Origin of the sequence: Paenibacillus sp. MBLB1832 (assembly GCF_032271945.1) — a bacterium.
Taxonomy (GTDB): Bacteria; Bacillota; Bacilli; order Paenibacillales; family NBRC-103111; genus Paenibacillus_E; species Paenibacillus_E roseopurpureus.
This window is the reverse complement of sequence record NZ_CP130319.1, coordinates 4,805,277-4,823,770: the sequence shown is the minus strand read 5'-3', so window position 1 is coordinate 4,823,770 and position 18,494 is coordinate 4,805,277. Positions and strand designations below refer to the sequence as shown.

The 18,494-nt window shown below is 42.0% G+C and carries 17 protein-coding genes and 2 riboswitches; of the genes, 15 read left to right on the top strand and 2 right to left on the bottom strand.

Annotated elements, in window-relative coordinates; translation table 11 throughout:
* The first annotated feature begins 172 nt into the window (after positions 1-172).
* Complete coding sequence (locus tag MJB10_RS21675; protein ID WP_314798311.1) at positions 173-1,501, top strand: IS3 family transposase; 1,329 nt, start codon at positions 173-175, stop codon at positions 1,499-1,501.
* 39 nt (positions 1,502-1,540) lie between these two features.
* On the opposite strand, the gene gcvT is transcribed toward MJB10_RS21675, so the two are convergent.
* The gene (gene gcvT, locus MJB10_RS21670; RefSeq protein WP_314798307.1) at positions 1,541-2,602 is read right to left on the bottom strand and encodes a glycine cleavage system aminomethyltransferase GcvT; all 1,062 of its coding nucleotides are present in this window, start codon (positions 2,600-2,602) and stop codon (positions 1,541-1,543) included.
* A 94-nt stretch (positions 2,603-2,696) separates the two neighbouring features.
* A riboswitch (glycine riboswitch) is annotated at positions 2,697-2,810 on the bottom strand.
* 1 nt (position 2,811) lies between these two features.
* A riboswitch (glycine riboswitch) is annotated at positions 2,812-2,908 on the bottom strand.
* Between the two features lie 163 nt (positions 2,909-3,071).
* Between gcvT and gcvH the strand changes: the two genes are divergently transcribed.
* The 14 genes from gcvH (at position 3,072) to MJB10_RS21600 (ending at position 17,830) form a co-directional block, all read left to right on the top strand.
* Positions 3,072-3,461: a glycine cleavage system protein GcvH gene (gcvH, locus tag MJB10_RS21665; protein WP_314798305.1), complete on the top strand. Its 390-nt coding sequence runs from the start codon at positions 3,072-3,074 to the stop codon at positions 3,459-3,461.
* A gap of 24 nt (positions 3,462-3,485) precedes the next feature.
* On the top strand, positions 3,486-4,082 hold the full coding sequence (locus tag MJB10_RS21660; protein WP_314798302.1) for a sulfite oxidase-like oxidoreductase: 597 nt from the start codon (positions 3,486-3,488) through the stop codon (positions 4,080-4,082).
* Between the two features lie 123 nt (positions 4,083-4,205).
* The gene (locus tag MJB10_RS21655; protein WP_314798300.1) at positions 4,206-4,433 is read left to right on the top strand and encodes a spore germination protein; all 228 of its coding nucleotides are present in this window, start codon (positions 4,206-4,208) and stop codon (positions 4,431-4,433) included.
* A 135-nt stretch (positions 4,434-4,568) separates the two neighbouring features.
* Positions 4,569-4,814, top strand: coding sequence for a hypothetical protein (locus MJB10_RS21650; RefSeq protein WP_314798296.1), 246 nt, complete (start codon positions 4,569-4,571; stop codon positions 4,812-4,814).
* Between the two features lie 212 nt (positions 4,815-5,026).
* The gene (locus tag MJB10_RS21645) at positions 5,027-7,420 is read left to right on the top strand and encodes a hypothetical protein (protein WP_314798294.1); all 2,394 of its coding nucleotides are present in this window, start codon (positions 5,027-5,029) and stop codon (positions 7,418-7,420) included.
* Between the two features lie 158 nt (positions 7,421-7,578).
* A complete protein-coding gene (locus tag MJB10_RS21640) occupies positions 7,579-8,358 on the top strand; it encodes a tyrosine-type recombinase/integrase (protein ID WP_314798292.1) in 780 nt (259 codons plus the stop codon).
* Between the two features lie 56 nt (positions 8,359-8,414).
* Entirely contained in the window at positions 8,415-8,699 is a 285-nt protein-coding gene (locus tag MJB10_RS21635) for a tyrosine-type recombinase/integrase (protein ID WP_314798291.1), read from the top strand.
* A 746-nt stretch (positions 8,700-9,445) separates the two neighbouring features.
* The gene (locus MJB10_RS21630; RefSeq protein WP_314798288.1) at positions 9,446-9,961 is read left to right on the top strand and encodes a hypothetical protein; all 516 of its coding nucleotides are present in this window, start codon (positions 9,446-9,448) and stop codon (positions 9,959-9,961) included.
* A 269-nt stretch (positions 9,962-10,230) separates the two neighbouring features.
* Positions 10,231-10,749 carry a hypothetical protein gene (locus MJB10_RS21625; RefSeq protein ID WP_314798285.1) on the top strand — a complete coding sequence of 173 codons (519 nt, stop codon included), beginning with the start codon at positions 10,231-10,233 and terminating at the stop codon, positions 10,747-10,749.
* Positions 10,750-11,020: 271 nt separating this feature from the next.
* Complete coding sequence (locus MJB10_RS21620; protein WP_314798284.1) at positions 11,021-11,446, top strand: hypothetical protein; 426 nt, start codon at positions 11,021-11,023, stop codon at positions 11,444-11,446.
* Between the two features lie 962 nt (positions 11,447-12,408).
* Positions 12,409-12,828 (top strand): hypothetical protein, encoded by a 420-nt coding sequence (locus MJB10_RS21615; RefSeq protein WP_314798282.1) that lies wholly within the window; start codon positions 12,409-12,411, stop codon positions 12,826-12,828.
* A 239-nt stretch (positions 12,829-13,067) separates the two neighbouring features.
* Positions 13,068-13,766 (top strand): DUF4145 domain-containing protein, encoded by a 699-nt coding sequence (locus MJB10_RS21610; RefSeq protein ID WP_314798280.1) that lies wholly within the window; start codon positions 13,068-13,070, stop codon positions 13,764-13,766.
* 2,287 nt (positions 13,767-16,053) lie between these two features.
* Entirely contained in the window at positions 16,054-16,656 is a 603-nt protein-coding gene (locus MJB10_RS21605; RefSeq protein WP_314798277.1) for an HAD family hydrolase, read from the top strand.
* A gap of 241 nt (positions 16,657-16,897) precedes the next feature.
* Positions 16,898-17,830 (top strand): RES domain-containing protein, encoded by a 933-nt coding sequence (locus MJB10_RS21600; RefSeq protein ID WP_314798274.1) that lies wholly within the window; start codon positions 16,898-16,900, stop codon positions 17,828-17,830.
* A 44-nt stretch (positions 17,831-17,874) separates the two neighbouring features.
* Here the strand turns inward: MJB10_RS21600 and MJB10_RS21595 are convergent, their stop codons facing one another.
* Positions 17,875-18,045: a hypothetical protein gene (locus MJB10_RS21595; RefSeq protein ID WP_314798272.1), complete on the bottom strand. Its 171-nt coding sequence runs from the start codon at positions 18,043-18,045 to the stop codon at positions 17,875-17,877.
* Positions 18,046-18,494 lie beyond the last annotated feature (449 nt).

Below are 18,494 nucleotides of genomic sequence, written 5' to 3'. Positions count from 1 at the left end.
CGTACAAGCTCCTTCCAGCCTTAGGGGGATATAGGATTCGCGTTTAGCGGTTTTTGCGATAAAAAGGGGTAGCCACAACTAAACTGGTACCCATGTACTAGACACTTTGAAAAAAAGTGTTTAGTGTATGGGTACCTTTTTGTATACTTGAGTGAACAGTGGGGGCGAGCTTATGAGTAAAAAACACTTTAATCATATCGAACGGGAGCAATTAACGAACAACCGATATGTCTTACGAGTCAGTGAAAAATCAATTACGTATTCAGATGAATTCAAACGTTTGTTCATCGATCAGTACCTGTTAAAGAGAACGCCTAGAGAGATATTTGAATTATGTGGGTTTCATGTGGAAGTCCTCGGGTTGAAGCGTATTGAACAGTGTGCAGATCGATGGAAGAAAGCCTACGAGAAAGACGGAATCATTGGACTTGCAGACTCACGTAAAGAAGCCGTGCTGCGTCCTTCAAGACGTGCCTTGTCGCCTGATGAGATCATTGCTAGACAAGAAGCGAAGATTAGACTTTTGGAGGCTCAATTAGAATACGTAAAAAAGTCAGACAGGAACGAAAGGAGGCTGTTAGCAAACGGGGAAAACCTAAACCAAAGTGAGTGTTTCAAACTGATTCAAGAGGCTGCCCAGCAAGGCTTGGGGCGAATGACACGTTACTTTTGCCAATTGCTTAATGTGTCTCGATCTGGGTTTTACAATTACCTGAACTCTGCGGACAAGCGCCAGAAGCGTGCGCTGGCGGACGAGCAAGCAGGTGCGCTCATTAAGAAAGCTTTTAACCGAAAAGGCTACAAAAAGGGCTCCAGATCCATTAAGATGACGTTGGAGAACGTATATAATACCTGTTACAACCTGAAGCGTATACGAAGGCTCATGAAAAAATTTGACCTCGTATGTCCTCATCGAAAGCCTAACCCGTATCGGCTTATGGCCAAAGCAACACAAGAACACCGCACGCTTCCCAATAAGCTACAGCGGAATTTCAAGAAAGGAATTCCAGGTCTTGTGCTGCTCACCGACATAACCTATCTTCCGTATGGCAAATCGCAGACGGCTTATTTGTCGACTATTTTGGATGCCTCCACAGGAGAGCTTCTAGCACATACCCTCTCCGAATCCCTCCATTTGCCACTAGCAACAGGAACCATTGAAACGTTAATGAGGCAGAGGCGTTTGAAGCTCCATAAGGATGCCTTCATTCACTCGGATCAAGGGAGCCATTACACGAGCCCGACCTACCAGAAATTATTGAAGACTAAAGGCATTGGACAATCAATGTCAAGACGAGGGAATTGCTGGGACAATGCCCCACAGGAGTCCTTCTTCGGTCATATGAAAGATCATGTAAAGAGCTTAAACTGCACAACTTTGGTAGAATTGCAACGAGAAGTTAACCGATATGTTCATTATTACAATCATCACAGATACCAGTGGGGATTAAAAAAGATGACTCCTGTACAGTACAGGAATCATCTCTTAAGTGCAGCATAGCTTCCTTTTTTTCAAAGTGTCCTTGACTAAGGGTTCAGTTTAAACAGCCGCCTTCACCTGCGCGCCTCTAATTTCAACATAGACTTCGGTTCCGAGTTCACTATAAGCGGTATCAATAAGTGCAAGCCCCACATTCGTTTTGTACGTTGGGGATTGAGTTCCTGTCGTGATTTCGCCAATCTGCTTCCCATTAGCGTGTACGGTGTAATGGGGGCGAGGGATGCCCCGTTCACGCATTTCGATGCCGACGAGCTTGCGCGGCACGCCGTTTTCCTTCTGCGCCTGAAGCGCGTCGCGGCCAATGAATTCTCCCTTATTCAGTTTGACAAAAGGGGAAAGCCCCGCCTCAAGCGGCGTGATCTCTGGCGATAGCTCCTGCCCGTATAATGGAAGGCGCGCCTCAAAGCGCAAGGTATCCCTGGCGCCCAGTCCGGCCGGAATGAGCCCATGGTCCGTGCCGGCCTCCAGCACCATTTTCCAAAGCGTAATCGCATCCGCCTGATCCACATACAACTCGAATCCATCTTCACCCGTGTAGCCTGTGCGGGATACCAGCGTTGTGACAGGGCCAATCTTCACGTCCGGCAGGAAGTGGAACGTTTTCAAGGTGTCTAGTGGAGCGTCGGTTAATTGGGCTAAAATCTGTTCAGCCTTTGGACCTTGCAACGCCAGCAAAGCGGTTTCATCCGAAGCGTTGGTCAGCTGTACGCCGTCGGTGACATGCTGCTGCAGCCAGGCGATATCCTTCTCGATATTGGAGGCATTGATGACGAGCATATAATTTTCCTCGCCGAGCTTATATACGAGCAGATCATCAACCACGCCGCCATTGTCATAGCAAAGCAGACTGTATTGGCATTGGCCTGGCGAAAGCTTCGCCACATCATTGGTCGTTAGCCGCTGTAAAAAAGCGAACGCATCTGGCCCTTGGACACGGACCTCGCCCATATGCGACACATCAAAAAGCCCCGCCTGCCCCCTGACAGCGTCATGCTCTTTCTGAATGCCAGTGAACTGCACCGGCAGTTCCCAGCCCCCAAAATCAATAATTCGCGCGCCATGCTCCGCATAAATCGGGTAGAGCGGTGTTCGTTTCCCCATGTGTGAACCTCACTTTCGATCAACTTATTGTCCGGGTGTCATTTTCAGAAAACGCAAAAAAGAGCAAAACGTATGCAACCCAAACATACCTTTTGCCCCTGTCCTTTGTACCTGAGAGTTGCCTAGATCGGATCGTTGCGTCCGTCCAGTTTCCCCTTGGGTGTTCAATTCCCTCGTCATCGACGAGATCATGAAGCTCTCCAGAGTCGCGTCCGACACAGGTCCTTTTGCCTGAGAGATTCACCGCTATGGGCTTACTCCTTCGGCGCTGCCAACTTACTCCGCAGTCTCTCCCTGTATCATCATTCGCATATTTAATTAACATTATTATATTCATTATGCGCCTAATTCGGTGTTATTTGTCAACAGTAACTTTTGGTGAAGGGGAGAGCGGACATCCTTCTTGACTTTGATGTTCCCAGTAGATTAAGCTAAAAGCAAAATTTGTAAGTAAGTGAGGCGTAGACTGATGAGCAACGTACAAGCCAATTTGTTATACACCAAGGAACATGAGTGGGTTGAGAAGCTTTCGGATACGGTAGTTCGCATTGGTATTACGGATTTTGCCCAAGATCAGTTGGGGGATATTGTCTTTGTTGAGCTTCCGAAAGTCGGTGCGGCTGTTACGGCGAATGAGAGCATTGGCAGTGTGGAATCGGTTAAAACGGTTTCTGATATTTTCTGCCCTGTATCTGGCAAGGTAACAGCGGTGAACGACACGTTGGAGGGCTCGCCTGAGCTAGTCAACAATGCTTCCTATACGGAAGGCTGGATGGTTGAGGTAGAAATTTCAGGCGCAGATGCGCTGGAAGGCTTGTTAACGGCAGCGGAGTACGGTGCTTATATCGGCAACGACTAAGGTTCCAAGGATGGAGGAAGATCCATGCAATTCGGGCAAAAGGGTCCTCGGGATCCGAATGATCGTGTCCCTCCTGGGCAAACGCTGACACAAGGCTGGCCTGTGCTGCACTATGGGTCTGTGCCCTACTATAACGACATGAGCAAATGGGATTTGCGCTTGTTTGGCTTAGTGGAGGAAGAGGTTACCCTTTCATATAAGGCTTTCATGGCGCTTCCGCGTAAGGAGTTCACCAACGATATCCACTGTGTGACAACTTGGTCCAAGCTGGATAATGTGTGGGAAGGCATTGCAGTCTCCGAACTCATGCAACTCGTGAAGCTGAAACCGGAAGTGACACATGTGATGCTGCATGCCGAGCATGGCTGGACGACGAATTTGCCGCTGGCGGACTTCTTGTTGGAGACGTCCTTCCTCGGTATCCGGCATAATGGCGTGCTGCTGACACCGGACCACGGTGCACCGGTACGGATGGTGGTACCGCATCTTTACTTCTGGAAAAGCGCTAAATGGCTGCGAGGCATTGAGTTCATGGCGAAGGATAAGCCAGGGTTTTGGGAGCGAAACGGGTATCATATGTACGGCGATCCATGGAAAGAGGAAAGGTACGATTTCGATTAGTACGAAATAGAAGTGACCCACTAAGGAGACCAACCTAGAAGTGGGTCACTTTCTTTTGTCCAAGTGACCAATAGGCACCCCAGCACATACAATGGTCTAGAGTTGAAAGGAAGTGTCTGGAGCATGCCAGCAATCATAAATGGTGGACTCAAAATCCTCAACGTCACTCAGGGCTCGAACGTCCAGATCGGCGATACCTTTGTTATTAGCCTAACGAGCAGCTCCAAAATCTTCGCGGGAGCCAACTCATTTTCACCGGGGGATAGCTTTGGCAGTTTGCAGAATGTACTGAATGGCAGCACGAATACCGTGGATCCTGATGTCGTGGATACGCCGAATACAACGGTATAGCGGAATTGGCTGACTTCCATAAATTGGACGATTCTTCGACCGTCGATGACGGTCTTAAAGTGAAATGGCGTTTCGAACGGTATACAGAACGTGAGAACGTACAACCATTTCATCGATAAATAGGGGTCGAGCAGCTTGTTAAAACAGAAATTAATTCGTGTATATATGGAAAATGTCATCTGGTTCATCCCTGTGGTTATACTGATTGCGGGAACGAATCCTTCCGTTAAAGAGAGTGTGTGGTGGAAAGTACTTGGTTTTGTACTTTTTATGGGGATTGTTCTTCTTTGCATACGTTCATGGCGTGAAGCGCATCGTGAACAACGCATTGAGGAAAGGCGCTATAACCATGAACCTATTGTTTTAAAACAGTTTAATTAAGGAAAAAGGTATAACACAACAGCCCTGCCGCAGTGAATGCGAGCAGGGCTGTTTTAGCTTCAATTCATCGAAGCTCCTTCAGTGAAGACATGTTATCTAATAAAGCTATCCGGCGAAAAAGTGTATATTGAGAAGCTAGCCTGATGTCCTTATGATCATCATGTAATGGAATACGAAATCGACGCTCATTTGGGGAAAAGGGTGTAATAAAAGTGAGAAACAAATTGTCTTTTCTTAGTTTTTGGTCCATCAACGATGCGTTGAACTTGGAGCAGCTGAAAGCGCAACTGGATGAGCTTCGAGTAGCAGGGCTGGATGGGGTTATTTTTCATCCTCGGTTTTATCCGAATGAACCTGTTTATATGAGTGAGGCTTATCTTCACATCCTCTCGGATTTGATAATGTATGCTAAACAGACGGGAATGATCTTCTGGCTTTATGATGAGAATGGCTGGCCTTCAGGAACTGCTAGCGGTGAAGTGATTAAGAGATTGCCAGACTCTACGTGTAAGTTCGTTAATTGGAATTTTGATGAGGGTGGAGGGCTGGTGTTCGGAGAGAAATCGGCTGTCTCCTCGTTAGATCCACTCGCTACAGCTACGTTCATCGAAATTACGCATGAAGGTTATCGGAAAGGTTTGCGTCCAGAAGCTTTTGATTATGTAACAGGCTTCTTCGCGGATGAAGTCGCTTTTCTTGATGGCCATGGCATCACGGTCAAAACAGGCGCGGTCCCTTGGGACGATCGTTTCCCTACGCAATATGAAGCGAAATATGGCGAAGCGCTGCTTCCGCAATTGCCGCTGCTGTTTACAACAGGCGAAGGGGATGAGAAATTTCGTGTTAGGTATTGGGAGATGTTGACGGACGTGCTTGTCTCGAACTTCTATCAGCCTGTCGCCGATTGGTGCAAGAAGCATGGCAAGAAATTTACAGCCCATCTGAAAGCGGAGGAAAGTCCGTTCTTTCAGCTATCCTATAGCGGTTCTGCATTTCAGGTGTTGCGCTGCGTTGAAACGCCAGCCATTGATGCGTTGGAGCGTTACCCTGGCAACAACTTCTATCCGCGCATTGCACATTCCATTGCGATGCAGCAAGGCAGAGAAGGCTCGCTCGTGGAGGCTATGGGCGGCAGCGGGTGGGGCGTTTCGCCCGAATCGTTCACCAACTACGTAATGTGGCTTGCTAGCCATGGCGTGGATCATTTCGTGTTTCACTTGAATCAGCTCAAGCTTACAACGCAAGCGATTCAAGATTGGCCACCTTCCATGCCTTGTCATCTCACTTGGAAGGAAGCTTTTCCAAGCTTGCTCGCCTCCATTCAGGAGCAGGCAGTCAGGTTGCCAGATTTGAGAAAGCAGCCAGATGTGCTTATTGTAACCCCAACTCGCGGCATTATGGCCACTTTCGAGACGTCGGACGCCATGCTCATGAATGAGCATGATGGCTCGCAAATTCCGTTGAGCACATCCGGTTTGCTTAATGCGAAGTTCCTCGCATTGGTCGAAGACCTCTATGGGGCAGGTGTTCACTATGAGTTGACCGAGGAGCGCGTGATTGAGCAATCGGGTATTCTCGTGGACGGTAGGCTGCGTATCGGGATCCGAGGTTATACCCATGTTTTGCTCGCTGAAGGCTGCCGATGGGAAGATCCTGACTTGGAGAATCGACTTCGAATGGCGGGGATTACGATCTGTACGCCTGAAGATTGGCAGCGAGTATTGTCTGCACAGGAATCGGCGGCAGTCTCGGCTGCGGAGTCGGTGCTTGTGAAGCAGACACCATGGGTGGCGGCGGCACCAGAGCGGAATCAGGTATATCTGGAGCTGGAGCAAGAGATTGGGCTGCTGAGAGCGGAACTGCAGCTCCGGCAAGCCGAGCAGATCGGTAATTTGACACTTTTTATACACGATGAAGTAAATGAAGTTAGGGTCAATGGTGAAGTGTTGAACATGACGCTAGCCCAAGATGGATTCGAGGCACTTGTCCCTGCGTCGCTTGTAGGAAAAGCAGCGAAGCTGTTGGTAGAAGTGGTGCCGCTGCCTAAAGGCGAAGTGTGTCCGATTGCCTTTCTTAGGGGGCGATTTGCAGTCAGCAGCCAAGCTCCACTCCTTGAAAAAGATGAGCATCAATGGGTGCTGGCAGGGCCATGGGTGCTAACGCCGTTGTCATCGGAGATTTCAAGTGATAACCTGATCTCAGCAGGATTTCCTTTTGGCGGTACTCCTATTACAGTTAGCAAAAGTATTACGCTGCTTGGAGACGAGGCTTATACAGCACTGGAGTTCACGGATCTATGGGCCGATGCGGCGCTTGTGAAACTGAACGGGAATGAGCTGGGTTGGTGCTGGGCGCCGAGGTGGTCTGTTCCGCTGCCAACGGGTATTCAAGAAGGCACACATGAACTCGAAGTGCTCCTCTATCCAAGCACGTATAACCAATACGGTCCGCATCGTCACGTGGATGGAGATCGCTATTTAACGAGTCCAGATCAGTATGCAGGCGTTAAAAATTTCGCAGATCGACCCGATGCTCCTGAACAAACGAAGGTGGATCATTACCATTTCGTGAAGTGGGGAATCTCTGGCGACGTTCGAGTAAAGTGATATACCGAACATACAATAATTTACATTTCCTTCTGTGTATATTATCATGGACGTATCCAAAAGAATTGGGACAGACATACCCTTCCGGTATATCTGTCCTTTTTTTGTATTTTAGAGGAATTTTTTGGGTTTAATCGAAATTGTTTGGAGGGGAATCCTTGTCTATTTATCTTAGAAAAATTAATTCGGCTATTGTTAGTATTGAATTTCCCAAAACTTTTGATCGGAAATGGGTTGAACTCACTAAGAAGCTTCCTGGTAGAAGATGGGTTCCTGAAAGAAAATATTGGACCATTCCCAATGAGAATCCTTGCGTTGAAGCGTTCACCAACTTATTTCAAGATTGTCAAGTGACAGTAGACCCTCATTTAATCGAACAATACCCAATACTTCTTGAACGGTATCGTTTAGTAATTCCAATGGATCCAAACGAGTTATTAGACAGGCTAAGAGGAGTGCTAAAGCTTAATGGGTTTAGTGTTCGAACGCAAAAAGCATATTGCAGCCACTGTTTGCGTTTATTAACTTTTTTAAAAGTTGATATTCAGCGAATTGAGCAAGAGCAGGTGGAACAATATCTCCTGCATTTACTTGAAAAAGAAAACTCGCATTCTTACGTGAACCAGGCGATTAGTGCAATCAAGTATTTCCTAAAAGAAGTATGTGCTCGACATGATTTAAATTACACGCTTCCCAGGCCCAAGAAGGAAAAGAAACTACCGGAAATTCTTCATCCAGAAGAAGTGCTTCACATTATTAATGCCCTCTCTAATTTGAAGCACAAGTCTCTGCTTTATTTGGCTTATTCATCTGGTTTAAGAGTAGGTGAAATTGTACGACTTCAAATTCGTGACATTGACAGTAAACGAATGGTGATTCACGTTCGTCAAGCCAAGGTAAGAAGGATCGCTATACAGTTCTTTCAGCTTCTGCTTTAGTACTTCTTCGAGAATACGTTCGTCAGAACAGACCTGAAAAGTAGCTTTTCCCAGGAATGGAACCTGGTACACATATAACAGAACGAAGTGTTCAAAAAGTATTCGAAAGAGCGAAACAAGTTGCCAACATTCGAAAGAAAGTAAGTGTCCACACTTTGCGACACTCTTTTGCCACTCATTTATTGGAAGGAGGTACGGACCTGCGTTATATCCAAGAGCTATTAGGGCATCAAAGTTCTAAAACAACTGAAATCTACACCCACGTTAGCATTAGGGACGCCAGACAAATACAAAGCCCACTTGAACGTATAATGGGTATCAATAACAATCCGCCAAAATAAATTTACACGAACCCAACTACGCATAACATCTCATTTTGGCATAAATAACGAAAACGGGTTCGTAAATTAGAAGTTATCTGAAACTCCTGAAGTGTAAATTATTCTAACCTGGAGCAAGCTTTATTGATTTTTTATAGCTGAATATATTCAGCTATGCAAAGGTTTCTCCCCCCTAAAAAACGAAAAACGAATAAATAGATACGGCGATGACATCAACTGTAGTGGAACGTTACGATTGACATTCGAGGATTGAGATCATTCACATCCGCCGAATTTAGAACTTAAATCCTTTTTCTTGTCGTGTGTAACTTCAACGGCGGCGGAACGTTGCGAACGATTCTCGAGGAGTAAGATCATTCACGTCCGCCGTATTTTTAGAACTTATGACCTTTAACTCGTTGTGCGTGACTGCTGCTGTAGTGGAACGTTACGAATAAACGTTGGCAGAGAGAGTCACTAAACGTCCGCTGGTATCATAGAAGATCAGAAAAACTATGAGAGCAGTTGCTAACGAGGGACGGGGGGAGAAACCAAAATCAATAAATCTTGCTAGGGCTAATCATCGGAGTATCAGATAACACCGTATTCACGCTGCGGGGCTACGCCCCTTGATCTGCCAGAGGGATTTCGAGGAAGTCGTATCAGGCAGACAACCCTGCGAGGCTAAGTCTTCGACCCGGCGCTGCCGCGCCTTAAGCCTCTCGGGTTCGTGAATACAACAACGTTAGGTGAAATTCGGGCAAATTATGAAAAATGATTCAATTAGTACTTTTACTAAGGGAGAATTAGATATGGAAATCTTAGTATTACCAGTTCTCGGTCTATGTTTCTATTTATACTTATCGGTCAGATCAATTGTAAATGACTATAAACTAAATAAATCAAAAACCATAAAAATGATTATAACTGGATTAGTGTATTTTCTATTAATGCTAATTTTAATAATTAAGCCCCTTTATAATCCGAAAATTATTCGAGATTTACATGTTATGATCATTCCCCCATTACTTATTGTATTAATAATATCAACAATTTGTTTTATTAGTAGGAAATTCATTGGATTTACACTATTGATGTTTGGATTAGTATTCTTCTTCAATCAAATTCATAGTTCTATTTTAGATCTTAAGAAAGATGATGTTGGTGCTGCTGGCTGGGCTGCAGTTTTTTTTATTATTTTAATAACTATCTTCACTGTATTAGCTATATTAATTGATTATGGATTCAATAAATTAAAAAATAGAAGAAAAGAAATACTGTGATTGTAATTCGAAGATGGCCCGAACATCACCTAACACCGTATTCACGCTGCGGTCGCTACGCTCCCTTGGTCTGCCCGAGGGATTTCGAGGAAGTTATTCAGGCAGACAATCCCTGCGAGGCTAAGTCTTCGACCCAGTCGCTAACGCTCCTTTAAGCCTCTCGGTTTCGTGAATACAACAACGTTATATGAAAGATTGGCCCCAAAGTGACTATTTGAAAGTATCTCGTTCGCAACGTCCTGTTGCTTGAAGAAAGTTGGAAAAGATTAATGCGAAAAAAACTGAAGATATTTGCAATTATTACGATCATCATCGTAAGTTTAGGAATCGGCATAAATTCGTACTTTGATTTGGGATTTAGGACATTAAAATATTATACAACGACCAGTACAGATCTTACTAACGAGAATATTTCGGGAGTAAAGTTAAATCAATCGATAAAGTCTGAGGAGTTCTTAAATAATGTCGGAGAACTTAAAAGTCTAGAAAATGCCTTATTTAACTACTATCGATCAAACAAAGGAATGGATGTAGCAACAGAAAAAAATGATGACTTGATTATAAGGATTGCAACTTATTCAAATAATTTTAAAACCAATAAAGGAATATCTATAGGAAATGATCTGAATACAATATTAGAACAGTATGGGTATCAATATTATGAAAGATTTGAACAAGGCTTCATGATTATAGGATATATAGATAAGAGAAATAAACGAGCACTAGAATTTTGCATGGTGGACAATAAGGTGTATTCAATAAGATTGGATAAATCAAGAATGTATTAAAACTCTTATAAGAATATAAATTCAATGTGGGCCGACGTCCTGTCTCTATTCAAAGAAGTGGGGCCAATCCATCATATAACACCGTATTCACGCCGCGGGGCTACGCCCCTTGGTCTGCCCGAGGAATTTCGAGGAAGTCGTATCAGGCAGACAACCACTGCGAGGCTAAGTCTTCGACCCAGTCGCTAGCGCTCCTTTAAGCCTCTCGGGTTCGTGAATACAACAACGTTATACGCAACCCCGAAACCCAATAAATTAAAAGGACTAAAAAATGAAATTAAAACCCACAAAGATATTCTTCAAAGTCTTGTTAGCTACTTTAATTACAGTCGTTGCAGTGTATTGCATTGCAGATAAGTATCTAATTCTTGATAAGAAACAAGTTACTTATGGTATATATGATTTTTTTCCAGCACAGATTGATGCTGAAGTAGAAGCAATAGGAACAGGAAAACAATTTATTAATGACAGAATGGTAGAAACTGAAATAACAATTCAAAAAATTATTAGTTCAAATAATGAAATCGTTTTAAAACCAGGAGATACAATTAGAGTACATGAATACTTCGATATAATTAATAATAGGAATATCTACCCTATACCGTTTATGCCAGGAAAGAGTATCGTGGGAATGGGAACTAACTATAAAAGACTTAAACAAAATGAAATCGGACAAATAAAATTGCAGTTTCAGTAAGGCAAACAATAACATTTGGATAGTACCAAGTTCAATGGCTGTAAAGAATTAAAACCCATGTTTTGAAAGTATACTCGAAGAAGTCGGGGCAGCGTATAACACCGTATTCACGCGGCGGGCCTGACGGCCCTTGGTCTGCCAGAAGTATTTTCGAGGAGGTAGAATCAGGCAGACAACTCCTGCGAGGCTAAGTCTTCGACCCAGTCGCTACGCTCCTTTAAGCCTCTCGGGTTCGTGAATACAACAACGTTATGTGAAATTCGAGCATATTATTAGAAACTATGAAGACCAAAAGTTATTCAATAATAAAAAAATAATTTAGAGGAGGACCTAATGACCCCTATTTTCAATATGTGGTTCACCGGATTACTTAAGCCACCCTTTGGTCTACTAACTTTTTTAGTTATATTGGCGGCTTTTAATGGCTACATTCTATCAAAGTCCTGGAGACGAAAATTTACGTATCCAATAGCGATTATACAAATTCCAACTATATGGATAATTGATATTTGGTATTTCCATAAAGTGCTTGGTTACTTGACCTATGATTGGGATAGTGCAATTTCTTTTTACACAGTGCCATTATTATGGTTATCCTTACCAGTAATTAATGGAATGGTAGTGTTTATCGTTAATCGAGTTAGGAAGAACAAAATACAGATAATAATATAGTTCTACGTAAATTCGAGAAGTAAAAAGGACGGTTGGTAGCAAACTCGAAGATGGCTCGAACATCACATAACACCATATTCACGCATCGTCGCTGACGCTCCTCGGTCTGCCCGAGGCATTTCGGGAAGCGGACTCAGGCAGACAACTCCTGCGAGGCTAAGTCTTCGACCCAGTCGCTTTCGCTCCTTTAAGCCTCTCGGGTTCGTGAATACAAGAACGTTATGTGAAATCCCTGTGAAACCCATATTGAATCAAAATAATCACAATAAATTTGAAAGGCTGAAGATGAGATGGAAGCAAAAACTGTAAGGATTAAGTATATAAACAATAATAAAGTTTCTGTCACTGAAATGATAATCTATGAAGAAGCTTGTACGAATAAAGATGAGGTCAAATTAGAACTAAATACAAACAATGATATTATTTCAATACAGAAAGAGTATTTCTTCGAAGCTCTAATAGAACTAAGAAGAATATTGGAAGACCAAGGGATGATATTGGAATGTAATGGAGCAGCAAGAAATGTCTACCCCTCCCCAATGCAGATTTCTATGGGAGGCAGTAAGGCATATAAACTATTGAAGGGCAAACAAGCTAAATTAACTGATGTAGTAGATATTTTTGACTATGACCCAAGTCTAGAATATGTAGCGATTGATGAACAATTAGATTTTTATAATGAATGGTTAGAAAGTCTAAAGAATAATTAGGTAACTCTAGGAAGACAGGGACTTCACATAACACCGTATTCACGCGGCGGCCCCTAAAGGGGCCTTGGTCTGCAAGAGGCATTTCGAAGAAGTGGAATCAGCAGACAACCTCTGCGAAACCTAACCGCGTCGCGGCCGGTCAGGAGCCAGCTTCGCTTTTGGCTCAATGCTTCCCTTAAGGTTCTCGGGTTCGTGAATACAACAACGTTAGATGAAACCATCTGAAAGGATAATAAAACATGGAAGATAAAAATTACACAGTAATCGACAAAAAGAAGATTGATTCATTGGATTTAACAATTCCTGACACATGTCCGTTTTGTCATCATGGAATTCACCCAGAGATTTTATTCGGATATGATTTTCATAAGAATGATTATTGGAACATAAGGGTTGTTTATGCATGTCCAAGAAAAGCATGTTTAGAGATGTTTTTTGGAATATATAGTAAGAATACATTATTCAATATATATGACAGTTCTTTACCAAAATATGTGGGATGTAGTCCTTTTAAATTTAAAGAAGAAGAATTTTCTGAACCCATCAATGAAATCTCAGAAAATTTTGTTAGTATATTTAATCAAGCCAAACAGGCTGAAGAGAGAAAGCTTGATCAGATTTGTGGTCTTGGTTATAGGAAGGCGTTAGAATTTTTAGTTAAGGATTATCTCATTATTAGATTCCCTGAAGAGGCAGAAAAGATAAAAAATAATCACAGATTCGATGCTGTAATTGAACAATACGTAACTGATGAAAAAGTAAAATTTTTAGCCAGAAGAGCATCATGGTTAGGGAATGACCATGCTCATTATACTCAAAAGTGGGAAGACAAAGATATATCAGATTTAAAGAGATTAATAAAGACAGCCCTATACTGGATATCAGCGGAGAAAGAATTAGAATACTACGAAAGTGAAATGAAAGAAGGAAGGAGATAATTATTGATTGTATATCAATGAAGTCAGATGGCATCATCTAACACCGTATTCACGCTGCGGGGCTACGCCCCTTGGTCTGCCCGAGGGATTTCGAGGAAGCGGAATCAGGCTAGACAACCCTGCACTGGCTAAGTCTTCGACCCGCCGCTGACGCGGCTTAAGCCAGTGAGGGTTCGTGAATACAACAACGTTATCTGAAACTCCTGAAGTGTAAATTATTCTAACCTGGAGCAAGCTTTATTGATTTTTTATAGCTGAATATATTCAGCTATGCAAAGGTTTCTCCCCCCTAAAAAACGAAAAACGAATAAATAGATACGGCGATGACATCAACTGTAGTGGAACGTTACGATTGACATTCGAGGATTGAGATCATTCACATCCGCCGAATTTAGAACTTAAATCCTTTTTCTTGTCGTGTGTAACTTCAACGGCGGCGGAACGTTGCGAACGATTCTCGAGGAGTAAGATCATTCACGTCCGCCGTATTTTTAGAACTTATGACCTTTAACTCGTTGTGCGTGACTGCTGCTGTAGTGGAACGTTACGAATAAACGTTGGCAGAGAGAGTCACTAAACGTCCGCTGGTATCATAGAAGATCAGAAAAACTATGAGAGCAGTTGCTAACGAGGGACGGGGGGAGAAACCAAAATCAATAAATCTTGCTAGGGCTAATCATCGGAGTATCAGATAACACCGTATTCACGCTGCGGGGCTACGCCCCTTGATCTGCCAGAGGGATTTCGAGGAAGTCGTATCAGGCAGACAACCCTGCGAGGCTAAGTCTTCGACCCGGCGCTGCCGCGCCTTAAGCCTCTCGGGTTCGTGAATACAACAACGTTATCAGAAACCGGTGTGGAACATTGTATAAATCCTATTAAGAAAGGAATGATTAAACATTAAAATTATAAATGATAAAGTAGAATTAGAAGGGACCTGTTACTTTGAAGTATTACCAGGGAAGTATGAAGGGAAATGTTGGAATGATCACTCTATTTTTTTTGATGAACAAGTATTTGCATACTTTGAACCTTCAATTGAAAAGGCATATAAAGATTATGATCATTATGGTTTCTTTAGCCTTGACTCTGTAGTATGGAATAGAATAATTTACAACCTAAATGAAGTAAAAGAATTCTTAAAAAATCCAAGAGAAGAAGAACTGGAGCATTATATACGCTTCCTTTTTAAAGATTCTAAAAGTATCTTTGTTAAAGATTTTGATAGGAATTGTAAGAATTTATATATGTTAATTGAAGAGTTTCAGACATGGATATTAAAGAACCTACAAGAATATAAAGAAATATCAATATTAGGAATATAGCAAACAAGATATGTAAGCATATTCGAAGAAGACACCGGCATCTGATAACACCATATTCACGCTACGGGGCTGACGCCCCTTGGTCTGCCCGAGGGATTTCGAAGAAGTGGAATCAGGCAGACAACCCTGCGAGGCTAAGTCTTCGACCCAGTCGCATTCGCTCCTTTAAGCCTCTCGGGTTCGTGAATACAACAACGTTAGAAGAAATTGGCGAAACACCAGTAATAAAAAATATTAAAACAAGCGATTGAAGTAATAATCGAAACTTTAAGCTGAATTTTAAAGAGACTAATTGGAGGGTGATATTTCGATGGGAAATAACTTCTATAAGAGTTTAGGTACAATATTAATTATCATTAGCGGGCTATTTTACACAATCGAGAGAATTTCGGCAAGAATTTCTTCTTCGATAATTGTAGCAGCGTATGCTTCACATGGGACAGGTGTCGATAATTCACCGAATTACCCTGGTTTCTTTGATAATTTTTATGTATGGTTCCTTTTCTTTGTTGGATTTGTACTATTAGTATATGGCTTTCCGAAGAAGGCCTAGTTGCAAAAAACGTAAAGTGACTTTTAAAAACCAAAATGACGAGGACAAGACTGCTTTTCGAACCGTTGCGAAACTTGGATAGGTTAACTGCTAAGTGACTATGAAGATTTTTCTCTCTTGGGTTAGACAGAAGTGCGATCATAGTCGGATATAGGAAAAAAACCGAAAAAATTATGAAAGATGAGAGATAGATACATTTGATAGTAATTCAGTGAAGGCGCCAACATCTTCTAACACCGTATTCACACTGCGGGGCTGATGCCCCTCGGTCTGCCCATTCGGGCAGACAACCCTGAGAGGCTAAGTCTTCGACCCGGCGCTGCCGCGCCTTAAGCCTCTCGGGTTCGTGAATACAACAACGTTATACGACAGAACCTGAAATTCATTAATAAGATTAGGAGACTAGAAGATGAATTCAAAACCTCAGCTTGTATTAGACCTAGCTGGTGTGTTAGTAAGCAATTTCTCATCAAGTTTTTGGCGTAGATTGTCCCAAAGTAATGACATTTCATTTCAAGATCTAAGAGAACAATTTGATACAATTCGAAAGGATCTTTGGACTGGGAAGATTAGAGAAGATCAATTTTGGACTTGGTTGAGTAATCGAATAGATCGAATAAATATAGAAGAAGCACGAGGGATGTTAATTGAATCGTTGGAGCCACTTCCTGCGATGGACTATTTGGCAAGTTGGAGTCGTATTGCTGATATTCATATTTTAAGTAATCACTGTAAGGAATGGCTTGAATCAACTTTATCTAGAATAGAACCATTTGTTAAGAGCATTACAATATCAAATCAAGTTGGGTTAAGAAAACCTGAACTTGAAATTTACAAACTTGTTGAAAGGAATATTGAAAATTACGAATTAAATCAGTGGATTCTTTACATTGATGACCAAGAAAAAAATTTCAAACCAGTAATAAATCTCGGATGGAAAACTTTACTTGCAGATAATGATCATAAATGGACTGAGGTAGTAGAACCAATAATACTAAGTAACAGTTTGTAGGTAGTTCAATGAAGAGGTTCCATCGTATAACACCGTATTCACGCTGCGGGGCTTACGCCCCTTGATCTGCCCGAGGGATTTCGAGGAAGTCGTATCAGGCAGACAACCCTGCGAGGCTAAGTCTTCGACCCAGTCGCTAACGCTCCTTTAAGCCTCTCGGGCTCGTGAATACAACAACGTTATAGGAAATCAGCGCTAAAAATAAAATACAATAGATTCAGATTATCGGAGGAGTGTTCGAATGAGTAAAAAGAATAAATCTCATAAAAATATAAGCAAGATTACAATCAATATGACCCCGCCTTCGCAATCAGTCTACCTACATCAACTAAAAGAAAAGCATGAATTGATTCAAGAATTAAGGAATACCGATTATAGTAAGATTACCAATGATGAACTCAGATCAAAGTTAACTAGAATACTATCATATAGCAATGGTAATGGGGCATATTTTATGCCTATGAACGTTCCAACACATCATATTCCATTAAATTCTCTTTTGTATCGAATTAGAACAATTGATTCTTCAATAGAATGTAATGATGATTTGTGGTACCCACCATCGAAAAATATTAGTAGACGAGGCCGTTTAAATGATATTAATGAGCCAGTCTTGTATGTTGCTGGTGATATTGGAACGACATTAGGGGAAATGAGAATTAAGGTTGGTCAGGAGTTTTATTTACTATTTTATAAAGTCAAGAACCCAATTAGTTTAATCGATATTTCTTCGAGTAGTGGAATGGACTCCCGGTATAAAAAAGTTGAAGAAATGGTTGGAAATTTTCTGATTGATGAATTTTCGATTATTGTTCCCGATAATGATAATGATAGGTATAAGATCTCAAATTTAATAGGGAAATGTTTTTATAATTATCAAGTATATAATCTTGATGGATGGATATACCCTTCGGCAGTCCGTTCAGGGAAAAAAAGCATTGCAATTGATGCATTAAAATGTAAAGAGAAACTTAGCTTTTTATTTGTTGCAAAGGGAACCTTGGAAACAGAAACTAACTTTACCTTGGAATTGCCTAAAGTACTAAATCAAGAAGATGATAAACTTTACTTACTATCAAATTTAATCGAAACTGGAGATATTGAATATTACGACTCCAAAGCACTAAATGATATTGAAACTATCTGGGGCACTCATTTTGAACAACTACAATAAATAATAACTGAATATGTTAGTAATTCAAAGAAGGCGCTGACATCCTATAACAACGTATCCAACGCTGCGGTCGCTGGCGCTCCCTTGGTCTGCCCGAGGCATTTCGAAGATGTGGATTCAGGCAGACAACCCTGCGAGGCCAAGTCCTGTCGGACCCAGTCGCTCCGCTCCTTTAAGCCTCTCGGGTTCGTGGATACATAAACGTTATACGACATTGCCTAGTCAAAGAAGTAAAGCCCATCAGGAATCAGGATCATGAAAAATAAATTGTCTAAGCAGGTAATTCGAAGAAGAGAATGAATCTTGAGCCCTCCCTAGTAGAAGAATTTGAGCATGAGCTCAATTTGGAGGGACTTAGATTCATATTCTGGCTGGACAATTTGTTTACATGATCTATAAGGATTCCTGACCGAAATCGTCAAAGTCTTTACCTATCTATAATTTTCAACATTCTTTTAAGGGCTATAAGGGATTCATCCGAATTAAAGACCTAAAGGGCGAAAAAACTAGAAACACGATTTAAAACCAGTAGGAAGCTAGTTTCCTCCTTGGTTACAATCGTATTTCTAGGTGCTTTTCGCCACACTGCTTAGAGCAGTGAAGAATCGGATGAACCCTAAAGCCCTATATGAACGACTATTGAAAAACTATAAAAGACGATAGG